Genomic DNA, 13,195 nt, shown 5'->3' on the forward strand with positions numbered 1-13,195 from the left:
GGTATCAGCCGCGCAGTTCCCGGTACGCTTCGGCCGCCCGCGGGTGCAGCGGCACCGGGGCGGTGTCGATCAGCGAGCGGACGTCGAGGTACTGCGTGCCCAGGGCCTGACGGGGAACGAGGTCGCCCGCCCGCTGGACCAGTACCCGGACCGTCGCCTCGACGACGTCCGCCGGGACCGCGGGCGAGGCGACCAGGAGGTTGGGGACGCCGACGGTCGTCACCTCCCCCGCGTCGCGGTAGGTGCCCGACGGGATCGTCACGCGGTCGTAGACCGCTCCGTGGCGACGGCGGAGTTCGGTGACCTCCAGGTCCAGCAGGCGGATGCCGATGGCGTCGTCCAGGTCTGTCAGCGCGGGGGTGGGGAGGCCGCCGGACCAGAGCAGGGCTTCGACGCCGCCTGTGCGGAGGGCTTCGGCGGCCTCGGCCAGGGGGTGGTGGTCGACCTCGACCGACACGCCCGCCGCGTCGAGCATGCGCGTGCCGAAGAGGGCGGCGCCCGAGCCCGTGGCGCCCAGGGACACGCGTCGTCCGGCCAGGTCGGCCAGGGTTCGGTAGCGGCTTCGGGCGGGCACGACGAGTTGCATGTAGTTCTCGTAGACCCGACCCAGCGCAGGCAACCGGGTCGCGCGGGGGAACGGGGGCGCGCCGTCCTGGGCGGCGGTCATCGCGTCCACCAGCACCAGGCCCAGATCGGCTTCCCCGGCGCCGACCTTGGCTATGTTCATCACGCTGCCCAGGGTCTCGACGACGCTCGCGCGGGTCGACGGGTACGCGTCGGCGAGTTCGGCGGCCAGGAGGCGGGCGAACTCGACGTAGAAGCCGCCGGGCTCGCCCGCCGCGACGCGCACGGTCCGGTCCGGGCCCGTGTACGCGCAGCCCGCGGTCGCCAGGGCGGCGGCCAGGAAGAGTCGACGGGTCAGCGGCACTGGGCACCTCCCGGGAGGTCGATCTCGAAGGTCAGGCCCCGCGGGACGCGGCGGGTGACGCGGAGTTCCCCGCCGTTGGCCGTGGTGAGGCGGTCGGCGATGGCCAGGCCGAGACCCGATCCGTCGCCCGAGCGGCCCGCGCGCCAGAACCGCTCCGTCAGACGGGGCAGGTCGCCCGACGACACCCCGGGCCCGTCGTCGGACACCTCGACCACCACGCGGTCCCCAGCGCACCGCACCGACACCTCGACCACTCCCCCCGGCGCGTACTTGATCGCGTTGTCCAGCAGGACGTCGAGGACCTGCGCCAGATCCGACTCCGGGCACGCCACCGGGTCGTGGGCCAGTTTCTCCACAATGGACACACCGTGTTCGGACGCCGTCGGCGACCAGAAGTCGATGCGCTCGTGAGCGACGGATCCCGCGTCGCAGCCACCGGATTCCCGTTCGCCCGCGGCCATTTCCGTGGCCGCCGCGTCCGCCGCCGCGAGGGTCAACATCGAGTCCAGAAGGGACTCCAGGCGCCCCAGTTCCGCGACCATCGAGGAATACGTCCCGTTCGCGGCGGGGGCCACGCGGCCGGAGAGGGAGTCCATGCGCAACCGCAGTGCGGCCAGGGGGTTCCGCAGCTGGTGCGACGTGTCGGCGACCAGCGCCCGTTGCCGCCGCGCCGACTCCGCCACCGCGTCGGACATGGTGTTGAACGACGACGCCAACCCGCGCAGCTCCGGCGGGCCCAGCCCCGGCGACACGTGCGCCCCCGAACCGGGCCCGCCGCCGACCGCCCGCACGCCGCGCTCCAACTCCGCAACGGGCCGCAGCACCCAGCGGGCCACGAGCAACGCCAGGACGACGAACGCAACGGACGCGGCCAGCACCCCCAGCAGGATCAACCCCCACCGCGTTCCGACATCGTCCGCCGCGCGGTCCACGGTCGACCGCAACGCGACCGCGCCGGTCACCCGCGTGCCGCTGCCGACCGGGCGGGCGAACAGCACCGACCCCGAGGACCACGGCCGCACGTCCGGCGGCACGGTGGCGGGCTGGTTGCGCAACGCCGCGTCCAGGGCCGCGCGGACCCCGGGTTCGTCGGCGCGCAGGCCGGACTCCAGCACCGGCCCGCGTTGCGCGTCGACCACGACCACGGCGTCGCCGTAGAGCGCGACGTGCGCGCCGACCTCGGCGCGGAGCCGGTCGTCACCGGTCGCGGCCAGCTCGGCGAACCGGTCGAGGTCGGCGGTCCGGCTGATCACGAACCGCTGGGTGCGCTCGGCGGAGGTGCTGTGCAGCAGCGGTCCGGCGAGCCCGGCCAGCACCGCCAGGGACAGGCCGAGCAGCACCAGCAGCAGGCGTCGGCGCACGTCAGCCGCCCAGCCGGAAGCCGAAGCCGCGGATGGTGCGCACCAGGCCCGGCCTGCCCAGCTTGGCGCGCAGCTGGGCCAGGTGCACGTCCAGCGACCGCGACACCGCCAGGTAGGCGTCGCCCCACACCTCGTCCAACAGCTGCTGCCTGCTGACCGCCACCCCCGCGTGCCGCACCAGCACGCCCAGGATCTCGAACTCCATCCTGGTCAGCTCGATCGGCTCCCCCGCCACCGACACCAGGCGCGCGTCGAGGTCGACGGCCACGTCGGCGACCTCGACGACGCCGGGGCGCTGGGCGGCGGGGGCGAACGCGCGGCGGGTGACGGCCTCGACCCGGGCCAGCAGCTCGATCATCCGCACGGGCTTGACCAGGTAGTCGTCGGCACCGAGGCGCAGGCCGCGCACGACGGTGCGCTCGTCGCCCCGCGCGGTCAGCACGACGACCGGGGTCTGCGCGAGCTTGCGGAGCCTGCGCAGCACGTCGAGCCCGTCGAGGTCGGGCAGGCCGAGGTCGAGGAGCACGACATCGGCGTCGCGGTGGCGGATCAGGGCGTCGGCGCCCCGGGTGACCCGGTCGACGTGGTGGCCGTGGGCGGTGAGCACCTCGGCCACCGCGCCCGCGACCCCGTCGTCGTCCTCGACCAGCAGCACGCGCATCGTCAGTCCTCCAGCGGGGAGTCTTCGGAGGTCTCACCCATGACGAAGTAGACCACCAGGGAGATCAGCACGCAGGCGGCTACGTAGTAGTAGAAGAGCGATTCGACGCCCGCCTGCTTGAGCCACAGCGCAACGTACTCGGCGGTGCCGCCGAAGATCGCCACGGTGAGCGCGTACGGCAACCCGACGCCGAGCGCGCGAATCCTGGCGGGGAAGAGCTCGGCCTTCACCACCGCGTTGATCGAGGTGTAGCCGGTGACGATGATCAGCGCACCGAGCATGAGGAGGAACGCCAAGACCGGGTTCGTGGTGCCGGAGAGCGCGGTGAGGATGGGGACGGTGAGGAGCGCGCCGAGCACACCGAAGCCGAGCAGGAGCGGGCGCCGGCCGATCCGGTCGGACAACGCGCCCGCGACGGGTTGCAGGACCACGAACACGACGAGCGCGAGGAAGTTGATCCACGCGACGGTGCCCTTGGGGATGTGGCTGGTGTTCACCATGAACTTCTGCAGGTACGTGGTGTAGGTGTAGAAGGCCACGGTGCCGCCGAGGGTGAGTCCGACGACGAGCAGGCACGACCGCGGGTGGTCGAGCAGCGCGCGCAGGGTGCCCCGGCTCTCGTTGTCCCGCTCCGCCTCGAAGCTGGGCGACTCGTCCATGGTGCGCCGCAGGTACATCACCACGAGCGCGCCGCAGGCCCCGACGGCGAAGGCGATCCGCCAGCCCCAGGAGTCCATCTGCGCGGGGGTGAGCAGGTTCTGCAGCACGATCTGCAACCCGAGCGCGACGAGCTGCCCGGCGGTGAGGGTGACGTACTGGAAGCTGGAGTAGAAGCCGCGCCGCCCGGACCCGGCCATCTCGGAGAGGTAGGTCGCGGAGGTCGCGTACTCGCCGCCGACGGACAGCCCCTGCAGCAGCCGCGCCGCGACGAGCAGGACCGGGGCCGCGACGCCGATCGTGGAGTACCCCGGCGTGACCGCGATGAGCAGGGAGCCGAAGGCCATCAGCGTGACCGACAGCGTCAGCGCGCGGCGGCGCCCGTAGCGGTCGGCGAAGCGCCCCAGCAGCCACCCGCCGATCGGCCGCATCAGGAACCCCACGGCGAACACGGCGGCGGTGTTGAGCCACTGCGCGGTCTGGTCGCCCTTGGGGAAGAAGGTGGCGGCGAAGTAGAGGGAGAAAGCGGTGTAGGCGTACCAGTCGTACCACTCGATGAGGTTCCCGATGGACCCCTTGGCGATGTTCGCCACGACCCGCCGTTCGCGGGTGTCCCGTACCAGTGTCATGACCCCTCCCGATCAACGGTGACCGGGACCACAGTGCGGCCCGTAGCGGCACGTCACAAGGCGTGGTGGCGGAACCTAACAGTCCCTTAGGACAACTCGCCGGGCGCCTGGTTGGTGATCCAGACGTTGTGGGCGCTGCCGAGGGTCGTCGAGGGCGCGGTGGTGTGCAGCTCGTTGTGCACGGACATGTCGATGGCCCCGGGCGCGTGCCGGACCGCGGGCCCCCGACCGGTGTGGATCCGGGGCTCCAGGAAGCAGAGCCGCGGCGACGGGTCCTCGGTGTGCATGCGGTGCAGGAGGTCGGTCGCGTTGGCGGCGAGGGCACGGGTGTCCTGGACGACCGTCGCCCGCAGTGGGGAGTCGCCGCGGTCGAGTGCGGTCAGCACGTCCGCGAGGCCGTCGACACCGAGGATCGGGATCGCGGCGCCGTTGCCGCGCAACGCGTCCGCGGCGCCGAGGGCCATCTCGTCGTTGGTGCAGAACAGCGCGTCGGGGCGGGCGGCGTGGCCGGGTGGGCGGTCGTGCAGGAGGTCGTGGATGGCGTCCATGGCCCGCACCCGGTCGAACGCGCACGTGTCGTCGATCGCGACCCGCGCGCCGGGCAGCGCTTCCCGCAGCACCTCGGCGAACCGCCGCTGCCGGTCCGCGTGTTCCCGGGACGCCAGCACCTGGACCACCGGCTCGCGGGTGCCCGCGCGGCGGAACCACCCGGCCAGCCAGTCGCCCGCGACCGCGCCGATGTCCCCCGCCCGGTAGCCCACGAAACCCGTCCCGGGCGGGTATTCCGCCTCTCGGGCGAACGGTTCGACGTCGAGGAACACCACCGGCACCCGCACCGAGGGGCAGAAGTCGGCCAGTTCGCGGCGGACCCGGTCCACCTCGGTCACCATCAGGAACCCGCCGACGAAGTCCTCGCGGCGCTGGAGGAGACCGCGCATGTGGCGGACGAGGGTGCGCGAGTCGTAGTCGCGGTCCGGCACCTTCAGGACCACGTCGAGGTTGGCGCGGTCGAGTTCGTCGGCCAGGTGCCCGATGAGGCTGTGCAGCCAGTACTTCTGTTCGTACGCCGAAAGGAGCAGGAAGACCTGCTTCGCCCGGGGCCTGGCGGGAAGTGCCATCCGGACATGGTGGCTCAGGTCGAGCGGGCTGCCAAGCGCTGGGCGACGCCGAGTCTGGATTTGACGCCGAGTTTGGTGAAGACGCGGGCGAGGTGACCCTCGACGGTCTTGCGGCTCAACACCAACCGGGTGGCGACTTCGCGGTTGGTGAGGCCGGTGGCGACGAGTTCGGCGATCTCCAACTCGCGGCCGGAGAGGGCTTCCACGGTGCCGTGGGGGCGGCGCGGGCGGGGAGCGCGGGCACCGACCCGGGTCTCGGTGGTGCGCAGCCGGGTGGTGAGCCAGGTGGCGGCGGTGGCGGCGTACCCCTCCTTGGCGCGGCCGAGTTCGGCGCGGGCGGCGGTGAGTTCCCCTTCGGTGGCCAGGTGTTCGGCCAGCAGCTCCCGGGCGCGGGCCTGGTCGAGCGGACCGGCCCGGAGCGCGGCGACGGCCTCGGCGCGGGCCTCGTCGGCGCGGCCGAGCCTGCCGAGCACCTGGGCGCGGGCCAGGTGCGCGTACGCGGATCGGGGCGCGGCGGCGACGGCGGCGTCGGCCAGGGCCATGGCCTCGTCGCAGCGGTCGAGGCCCGCCAGCGCGACGGCGAGCGCGGCCCGCCACCGCGGTCGTTCGCGGCCACTGGCGCCCGCGAAGTCCTCCCCCACGGCGGCACGCACGTGGTCGGCGCAGCGCTCGTACTCGCCCGCGGCCAGGTGGCAGTCGGCGACGGTGAGCCCGACGCGCTCGACCAGCCAGGGCGACGCGGGTTCCGGGACGGCGGCGAGGGCTTCCTCCGGCCCCGCCTGCCACAGCACGGCTTCCAGCTCGACCGCGGAAGCCATCGCGGCCAACTCGGCACTACCCAGCGCCAACGCGACTTCCCGGGCCTCGGCGGCGCACTCACGGGCCCGGTCCAACTGCCCCAACCGCACGGCGACCGCTGCGTCGGCGGACAGCAGCGTGGGCAGGGTCGACCGCCGACCGGTGGCGCGGGCGAAGGCCAGTCCCCGCCGCAGGTGGCGGGCGGCTTCCAGGGGCCGGTCCAGCTCCAACTCCAGCCACGCCAACGCCGACAGGTGATCCCCCACCGCCGCGTCCGGCAGCCCGTCCACGAGCCGCACGGTCCCGGCCACGTCCGCCGCGACCGGGGGAACGGCCCCGGGGTTGGCGGAACCGGCCGTGTCGGAGCGCTCGGCCCATCCGCCATCCGGTCCCGCTGTCGACGACGCCGCGGCGGGAGGGCCGGTCGTGCCTTGTCCGGGAACCCCGCCGGACAACCCGTCGACCAGCCGCACCTCCGCGGAGAGGTCCGGGGGTTCCCCCGATCGGACCGCGCCCAGTGCGCCCAGGATTCGGCCCGCCACCTCGTCGCCCTCGGCCACCGCCGCTCGCGCCAGGCGGGCGCACTCGGTGGTGTCGCCCAGCAGGAGGGCCACGGTGGCCCGTTCGGCGGCCAGGCCGGCGGTCGATTCGCGGTCCAGTACCGCTTTCGCCTCGGCGTAGCGGCCGAGCAGCCGGGCGGTTCGGGCGCACGCGCGGACCGCCACCACCCGGTCCGGTCCACTGTGGACCAGCGCCTCGTGCAGCACGTCGCGTGCCCGGGCCAACTCCCCCGACAAGCTCAACGCCCTGCCCAGCAACGGGAGCGACTCGGCGCGCGGTAACACCTCCACCGCGCGGTCCAGCCAGGCCGCCGCGGTCGCGGGAGCGGTGTCGACGACCGCCGCGGCGCCCGCCGCCAGGGTTCTCGCGGGTTCGGTGTCGCCGTAGCCCGCTATGCGGGCGGCGTGCAGGGCGCGGAGGGGCAGTGGCGCGTCGCGGGTCCGCAGGTACTCCCAGGCCCGCCGGTGGGCCCGCGCGCGCCAGGCGAATCCCGCCGCCTGGTACGCCGCCGCCCGGACCAGGGGGTGCCGGAACGCCACCCGCGAGCCGCGGGCCGACACCAGGCCGCACACCGTCAGGTCGTCGAGGGCGCGCAGCACATCGGGCTCCGGCAGCCCGGCGATGTGCGCCACCAGCCCCAGGTCGGCCGGGTCGTCCGCCGCCGCGACGGCGTACGCGACCTCGCGCGGCACGCCGTCGAGTCCGCGCAGGCCCTGGCCCGCCACCGCCAGCACGCCGTCCGGGAGCGGGGCCTCGCCGATCCGACGGGGGTCGGACAGGGTGTCCACCACCGCCGGGTCGACCCCGGCCAGTGCCCGCAGGTACCGGGGATTCCCGCCGGTCACCGCCACCAGTCGCGCGCGTTCGGCGGGTGGCAGGTCGGGCAGCACCGCCGCCGGGTCCGGCGGCCCCAGGGCCACCCGGGTCACCGGCCACGGCGTGCGGGCCAGCGCGGCGGGCAGCCAGGCGTGGTCGGCGCGGTGCGCGACGACGAGCAGCACCGGGTCGACCGGCGGCGTCCGCAACACCTCGTCCAGCACCCGGACCTCGTGCGCGTCGTCGACCAATAGGACGGTCGGCCGACGGTCGGTGATCCGATCGTTGAATTGTCGAGACGACCGGGGAAAGCGCACCCGAACACCGCGTGAATCGGCCAGATCGGTCAGTTCGGCGAGCAGCCGGGTTTTCCCGATCCCGGCCTCGCCGACCACCTCCAGCACCTGCCGTCGGCCGTCGACCAGCGCGTCCAGCGCGGAAAACCCCTGCTCGCGGCGGTTGCGGGCGGGTTCTCCCATCCGGACCCCCAGCTTCGCGGTACCAAGGCGGAAATCGCCTGCGCGATTGTCCGGGACAGGTTACCGGTAAACCGGGGGAAGCGTCAGCGGCCCGCGCCCTCGACCGGTGTGGACCGCTCGGCGGCGTGGACCACATAGCGGTGCGGGGCCATCGCGGAAGGACGCCCCGGCAGCTTTTCCAGCACCGCCGCGTGCAGCTGCTCGGGCGTGAGCCCGGCGGTGACGACGGCCGTGATCCGGTCGCCGTCGACCGTCACCTCGGCGGGCAGACCCAGGTCCGCGAACACCCCCTCGACGGCGGCGACGTCCACCCAGGACGAGTCCACCACGCGCCACCCCTCGCCGCGCGCGACCGGCGCGATCCGGGTCAGGTCGGGCACGTCCCGCATCCGCACGTCCCCGACGGCCGCGGTGACCAGCAGCCGCTCGACGGCCAGCAGCACGCCGTCGACGTCCGGGAACCGGGTGGTGTCGGTGTGCAGGCGCAGGTCCGCCTCGGTGTCGGTGACGCCACCGAGGGTGAGCAGGAACGCGGTGGGCAGCGACCGGTCGGGCATCGGCTCCAACCGGGTGTCCGCGAGCGCGGCCACCGGGTCCTCCGGCGCGTTCTCCGCCGCCGAGGCGCCCGCCGCGCCGAGGTCGTTGAACACGGCGTCGCGGTGGAAGTGGGTGCCGCGCTCGCGGCCGACGGCGTCGATGACCTCCCACAGCTGCACGGAGTCGAACTGGGCGTAGCGGTAGGCGTTGATCGTGGTGGCCTGCACCTGCCGGACGACGTCGTCGAACAGCGCGTCGTCGGCGAGGGTGAACGGCACCAGCGCGTCCTGGGCCAGCGGGCCGACGTACTCCCGCCACGCGGAGCGGAACCGGTTGCCGCAGATCGAGATCATGGCGCCCGCCGGGGTCGCGGTGTGCGCGCCGAGGAACACCGCCGCGGCGGCCAGCACGACCGTCGAGTGGCTGGCACCGGTGCGGCCCGCGATGGCGCGCAGCGCGGCGGCCACCGCCGAGGACACCATGCGCCGCTCCACCTGTCCGGGCACGCCGTCGGGGTGCGGCGGGAAGGCGCACATCGCCTGCGGCACCTGGCGCAACCGCGTGTCCCAGTAGCGCAGCGCGGACTTGGTCCGCCGCCTGCCCACGTCGGACCGCTCCCACTCGGCCTGGTCCAGCGGCTGGTGCCCGCGCTCCTCGGCGAGGTCGTCGCGCCCGGCCAGCAGCGCGCGCAGCTGCTCGCCGACGATGGCCGCGCCCGCCGCGTCCACCGCGACGTGGCAGAACAGCAGCACCACCACGACCGGCGCGCCGTGCTCGGTGATCGCCAGCACGCGCAGCGGGAACCCGTCGACGAGGTCGAAGGGCACCGCGACCTCGCGCCACACCAGCTCACCGATGAACCGGATGGGGTCGCCGACGATCTCGTGCATCCGCATGTCCAGCTCGCCGTCGGCCAGCACGTATTGGACTGGACCATCCGGCCCATCGGCGCGGAACCGGGTGCGCAACGCCTCGTGCCGGGCCACCAGCACGCCGAGCGCGCAGATCAGCTCGGCGAGCGTGTGCCCGGCGCCCATCTCCACGAAGATCGGCAGCACGTCGGAGCGGTCGCCGTCGGAACCGAACCAGCGCAGCACGTTGCGCTGCCCGAGGGTCACCGGCCCGCTGCCGGAGCGGGTGCCGCGGAAGCGCACCGGCAGTGTGGACAGTGGTTCCGGCTCGACCCCGGACTCCCTCGGCACGGCACTGGCTGGCGACATGGCGCTGACTCCTCGACCCCGGCGATGATCTCGGTTGGACCCTAGGCAGCGGGCAGGCGGGGAACATGGGGGAAAACCCCTCAATCGCGGACGGCCCCAGGGCACCCGGACCGCGGTGGAGCCGTTGTCCAGGGCCACAAGTCCCCGGCGTAGGGTGGATCGTCCGCGTGCGTACCCGAGGGGTCACGTGCCGTGCGCGGGTTCGGTCGACGGAGGGGTGGACGGGTGGACGCGGACGGCGTCGGTTTGCGGGCCGACTGCGGGGCGTGCTTCGCGCTCTGCTGCGTGGTTCCGGCGTTCGCGCGGTCGGCCGACTTCCCGATCGACAAGCCCGCCGGACGGGCGTGCCCGAACCTCCTCGCCGACCACCGCTGCGGCGTCCACTCGGACCTGCGGGCGCGCGGGTTCGTCGGCTGCGCCGTCTACGACTGCTTCGGCGCCGGCCAACAGGTGTCCCAGGTGACGCTCGGCGGGACGCCGTCACCGCGCGCGGCCGAGGTGTTCCCGGTGATGCGCGACCTGCACGAGCTGCTCTGGTACCTCACCGAGGCCGCGCGCCTGCCCTCGTCGGCACCGCTGCGCGCCGACCTGGCCGCGGTCACCGCCCGCGTCCGCGCGGCCACGGAGGGGACGGTCGACGAGGTGGCCGCCGTCGACGCGTTCGCCCACCGGCAGGCGGCGAACCCGCTGCTCCAGCGGGCGAGCGAACTGGCCCGCGCCGGGGTCCGCGGGCGCCGCGACCACCGGGGCGCCGACCTCGTCGGCGCCGCGCTGCGCGACCGCGACCTGCGGGGCGCGAGCCTGCGCGGCGCGCTGCTGCTCGGCGCCGACCTGCGCGGCGCGGACCTGCGGCTGGCCGACGTCACCGGGGCCGACCTGCGCACCGCCGACCTCACCGGCGCCGACCTGTCCACCGCGCTGTTCCTCACCCAGTCCCAAGTGGACTCGGCGCGCGGCGGGCCGGGCACCCGCCTGCCCCGGGGGCGGCGGCGCCCGGCCCACTGGCGCTGATCAGGCCCCGGGGACGAACCGGCGCGGACCGACCAGCGCGGCGATGCCGATCAGCACGTAGCCCACGACCGGTCCGAACGCGCCGATACCGAGGTCGCCGAGTCCGGTGAGGCCGTCGCTGTTGGCCAGGTCGGCCAGCGCGCCGACGTGCACACCGGACAGCGCGAGCAGCACGAGCCCGGCCACCCGGCGGAACATGGTGACCGCGCTCTTGAGCACGAAGACGACCACCACGGTCGCCGCGACCGCGGCCACCGCCACGACCACGTCGCGGGTGGTGAAGTCCTTCTCGACGCCGAAGAGGCCGGTGACCGGGGCGATGCCGTAGCGCAGCAGCAGGTAGCCGACGCCGAGGATGGCCAGTCCCGCCCAGATGACCTTCATCGCGACGGACTCCAGGACCGCCGAGAAGGCCAGCAGCACGCCGAGGATGACCAGCGGGTAGCTGAAGATCAGCACGTACCAGTCGCCGAAGCCCCTGGCCTGGCCGTCGGACAGGTTCTTCCAGAGGCTGACCAGCGAGGCCGGGTCGCCGCCCTGCGCCATCCACGGCAGCACCGTGAGGCTCAGCAGCTGCACCAGCGCGCCGACGATGGCCAGGACCACGCCGAGACCGGGGATCCGGAAGCCGCCGCCGGACCGGACGGGCGCCTCGGGCCGGTGCCGCTCGGGCGCCGGACGCGACTCCGGCGGCCGGGGCGCGGATTGTGGCGGGCGCGGCTGACCGGGGTACCCGCCCTGGTGCCGCGGCTCGGCGGGTCTCGCGTACGGGTCGGATGTGGACCGCGGCTGGTGGTAGCCGCCCTGGTCGTAGCCGCCCTGACCGTCGCGGCGCTGGTACGGGTCCGGCGGGTACTGCTCCCGCTGGTACGGGTCCGACTGGTACGGGTCGGGCCGGTACTGGTCCGGCTGGTGCTGGTCCGGCTGGTACCGCGGCCGCTGGTTCGGGTCCCCGTGGCGGGGCCCGTCCGGTCCGTGCGGCCACGGCTCCCGTGGTGGACGAGGTGCATCCGACATGTGGCGCACCGTACAGTCGCCGCCCGCCCGGGCACAGTCCATCCGGCACAACGCGCCCGACCCGAACTGATCGGGTGGCCCTTCCCCGACGACGGGTGCGCCTCGGGGTCCAGGACTGTTCGGCGATGCCGGCGCGGTCGAGTTGGTGGCCGAGCCTGCGGTGATCGCCGCTCCGGTGGCGGACCTGTGGGCCACGTCCCTGCTGGTCACCGCGGTCGGGCCCGGGGCGGCGAACGCGCAGGCGCACAACCGGGCAGGCGTCGCGCGGCTGATCCGCCCGTCGCGGGCCCGGCCGGCGATCACCGCCACCATGCCCGTCTCCTGGGGACGACCCGGTGCCCAGGTCGGCCCGTCGGTCGCCTTCCTGCTTCCCCGGACCGGCTGACCGGTCGCGGTTCGCTCAAGACAGCAGGAACACGGCCGTGTTCGCGACGGCGAGGGCGGTGGCCGCGACGCTCACCGCGGCCAGCGCGGCGAGCACGAGGACGGGCCAGCGCCCGGTGGGGGCGGCGGGGGCGTCGCGCAGGGCCGCCGCGCGCCACCGGTCGACCGGGAGCTTCAGTTCCTCGTGCTCGAAGAACAGCACGTAGGCGTCCGGGTCCGTCGCCGCTTCCAGGGTGTTGGCGTAGCGGGCGCGGTCGCCGACGACGGCCGCGCCGACCTCGTCGGCCGCCCGCGCGCAGTGGTACAGCATGTGGTCGCGCAGCGGGCGCAGCAGCGGGAAGGACCGGGCGACGGCCATGACCCGGGGCAGGTACACGAGGTGGTCGTGCAACTGGGCGTGCGTCTGGGCCAGGGCCGCGCGGTAGTGGCTCTCGTCCAGCCTGGCCAGCGCACCCGAGGTGACCAGGAGCCGCGGCGGCGACAGGGCCTCCAGCAGCATGCCGTGGCGCGGTTCGTCGAACACGTGCACCTCGATCGGCGAGCCGTCGGCGAGGTGTTCGAGGCGGCCGTCGAGGTGCGGCAGCTTGGTCAGCTCGGACCGCATGTACTCCATGGTCTCCTGCCAGACCGCGGCCGCGCCCGCCCGGACGGCGAGCACGACCAGGAACCAGAAGACGAGGAACAGCGTCGCGAAGAACACCAGGCTCGGCGCGCCGTACTCGGGGCCGTCCCAGCCGCCCCACTGGGCCACCTCCGGGACCGCCGCCAGCCCGCGGGCCGCGGCGACCCCGAGGGCCACGATGGCGGACAGGCAGAGGGCGTCACCGGCGCGGGCGAGCCAGCGGATGGCCAGATCGGGCCGGAGGCGCGGGCGCGCCAGGCGGAGGGCGCCCAGCATCAGCAGCGGCACGACGAAGACGCTCACACCGCACAACACCCACGTCGACCACAGCATCGCGTTCCCCTCGGCTCGACCAGCCGAAAGGTGCTCGCGCCTCGGCGCGTCCCAGGGTAAGCG

The 13,195-nt window shown here is 74.3% G+C and carries 11 protein-coding genes; 2 read left to right on the top strand and 9 right to left on the bottom strand.

Features of this window, described 5'->3' with window-relative positions; translation table 11 throughout:
* Positions 1-4 precede the first annotated feature (4 nt).
* From V5P93_RS22670 to V5P93_RS22700, 7 genes are all read right to left on the bottom strand, one after another.
* The gene (locus tag V5P93_RS22670) at positions 5-928 is read right to left on the bottom strand and encodes a TAXI family TRAP transporter solute-binding subunit (RefSeq protein ID WP_104478878.1); all 924 of its coding nucleotides are present in this window, start codon (positions 926-928) and stop codon (positions 5-7) included.
* On the bottom strand, positions 919-2,289 hold the full coding sequence (locus V5P93_RS22675; protein WP_104478877.1) for a HAMP domain-containing sensor histidine kinase: 1,371 nt from the start codon (positions 2,287-2,289) through the stop codon (positions 919-921). The genes V5P93_RS22670 and V5P93_RS22675 overlap by 10 nt, the downstream gene beginning before the upstream one ends.
* Before the next feature lies 1 nt (position 2,290).
* Positions 2,291-2,950, bottom strand: coding sequence for a response regulator transcription factor (locus V5P93_RS22680; RefSeq protein WP_104478876.1), 660 nt, complete (start codon positions 2,948-2,950; stop codon positions 2,291-2,293).
* Positions 2,951-2,952: 2 nt separating this feature from the next.
* Positions 2,953-4,236: an MFS transporter gene (locus tag V5P93_RS22685; protein ID WP_104478875.1), complete on the bottom strand. Its 1,284-nt coding sequence runs from the start codon at positions 4,234-4,236 to the stop codon at positions 2,953-2,955.
* An 86-nt stretch (positions 4,237-4,322) separates the two neighbouring features.
* Positions 4,323-5,354: a substrate-binding domain-containing protein gene (locus tag V5P93_RS22690; protein ID WP_104478874.1), complete on the bottom strand. Its 1,032-nt coding sequence runs from the start codon at positions 5,352-5,354 to the stop codon at positions 4,323-4,325.
* Between the two features lie 14 nt (positions 5,355-5,368).
* Positions 5,369-8,008, bottom strand: a complete 2,640-nt coding sequence (locus V5P93_RS22695; protein WP_104478873.1) for a LuxR family transcriptional regulator — start codon at positions 8,006-8,008, stop codon at positions 5,369-5,371.
* 83 nt (positions 8,009-8,091) lie between these two features.
* Positions 8,092-9,765, bottom strand: coding sequence for a condensation domain-containing protein (locus V5P93_RS22700; RefSeq protein ID WP_104478872.1), 1,674 nt, complete (start codon positions 9,763-9,765; stop codon positions 8,092-8,094).
* A 225-nt stretch (positions 9,766-9,990) separates the two neighbouring features.
* Between V5P93_RS22700 and V5P93_RS22705 the strand changes: the two genes are divergently transcribed.
* Positions 9,991-10,776 carry a pentapeptide repeat-containing protein gene (locus V5P93_RS22705; protein ID WP_104478871.1) on the top strand — a complete coding sequence of 262 codons (786 nt, stop codon included), beginning with the start codon at positions 9,991-9,993 and terminating at the stop codon, positions 10,774-10,776.
* Here the strand turns inward: V5P93_RS22705 and V5P93_RS22710 are convergent, their stop codons facing one another.
* Positions 10,777-11,793 carry a hypothetical protein gene (locus V5P93_RS22710; RefSeq protein WP_104478870.1) on the bottom strand — a complete coding sequence of 339 codons (1,017 nt, stop codon included), beginning with the start codon at positions 11,791-11,793 and terminating at the stop codon, positions 10,777-10,779. It abuts the gene before it with no gap.
* A 145-nt stretch (positions 11,794-11,938) separates the two neighbouring features.
* Between V5P93_RS22710 and V5P93_RS22715 the strand changes: the two genes are divergently transcribed.
* On the top strand, positions 11,939-12,178 hold the full coding sequence (locus tag V5P93_RS22715; protein ID WP_104478869.1) for a hypothetical protein: 240 nt from the start codon (positions 11,939-11,941) through the stop codon (positions 12,176-12,178).
* Positions 12,179-12,193: 15 nt separating this feature from the next.
* On the opposite strand, the gene V5P93_RS22720 is transcribed toward V5P93_RS22715, so the two are convergent.
* Positions 12,194-13,132, bottom strand: a complete 939-nt coding sequence (locus V5P93_RS22720; RefSeq protein WP_104478868.1) for a hypothetical protein — start codon at positions 13,130-13,132, stop codon at positions 12,194-12,196.
* Between the last annotated feature and the right edge of the window lie 63 nt (positions 13,133-13,195).

It is taken from the genome of Actinokineospora auranticolor (assembly GCF_041897805.1).
GTDB lineage: Bacteria > Actinomycetota > Actinomycetes > Mycobacteriales > Pseudonocardiaceae > Actinokineospora > Actinokineospora auranticolor.

Excerpts from the sequence above, each read along its gene's own strand:
- V5P93_RS22710 (WP_104478870.1), bottom strand. The coding sequence starts at position 11,793 with ATGTCGGATGCACCTCGTCCACCACGGGAGCCGTGGCCGCACGGACCG.
- V5P93_RS22690 (WP_104478874.1), bottom strand. The coding sequence starts at position 5,354 with ATGGCACTTCCCGCCAGGCCCCGGGCGAAGCAGGTCTTCCTGCTCCTT.
- V5P93_RS22695 (WP_104478873.1), bottom strand. The coding sequence starts at position 8,008 with ATGGGAGAACCCGCCCGCAACCGCCGCGAGCAGGGGTTTTCCGCGCTG.
- V5P93_RS22685 (WP_104478875.1), bottom strand. The coding sequence starts at position 4,236 with ATGACACTGGTACGGGACACCCGCGAACGGCGGGTCGTGGCGAACATC.
- V5P93_RS22700 (WP_104478872.1), bottom strand. The coding sequence starts at position 9,765 with ATGTCGCCAGCCAGTGCCGTGCCGAGGGAGTCCGGGGTCGAGCCGGAA.
- V5P93_RS22680 (WP_104478876.1), bottom strand. The coding sequence starts at position 2,950 with ATGCGCGTGCTGCTGGTCGAGGACGACGACGGGGTCGCGGGCGCGGTG.
- V5P93_RS22720 (WP_104478868.1), bottom strand. The coding sequence starts at position 13,132 with ATGCTGTGGTCGACGTGGGTGTTGTGCGGTGTGAGCGTCTTCGTCGTG.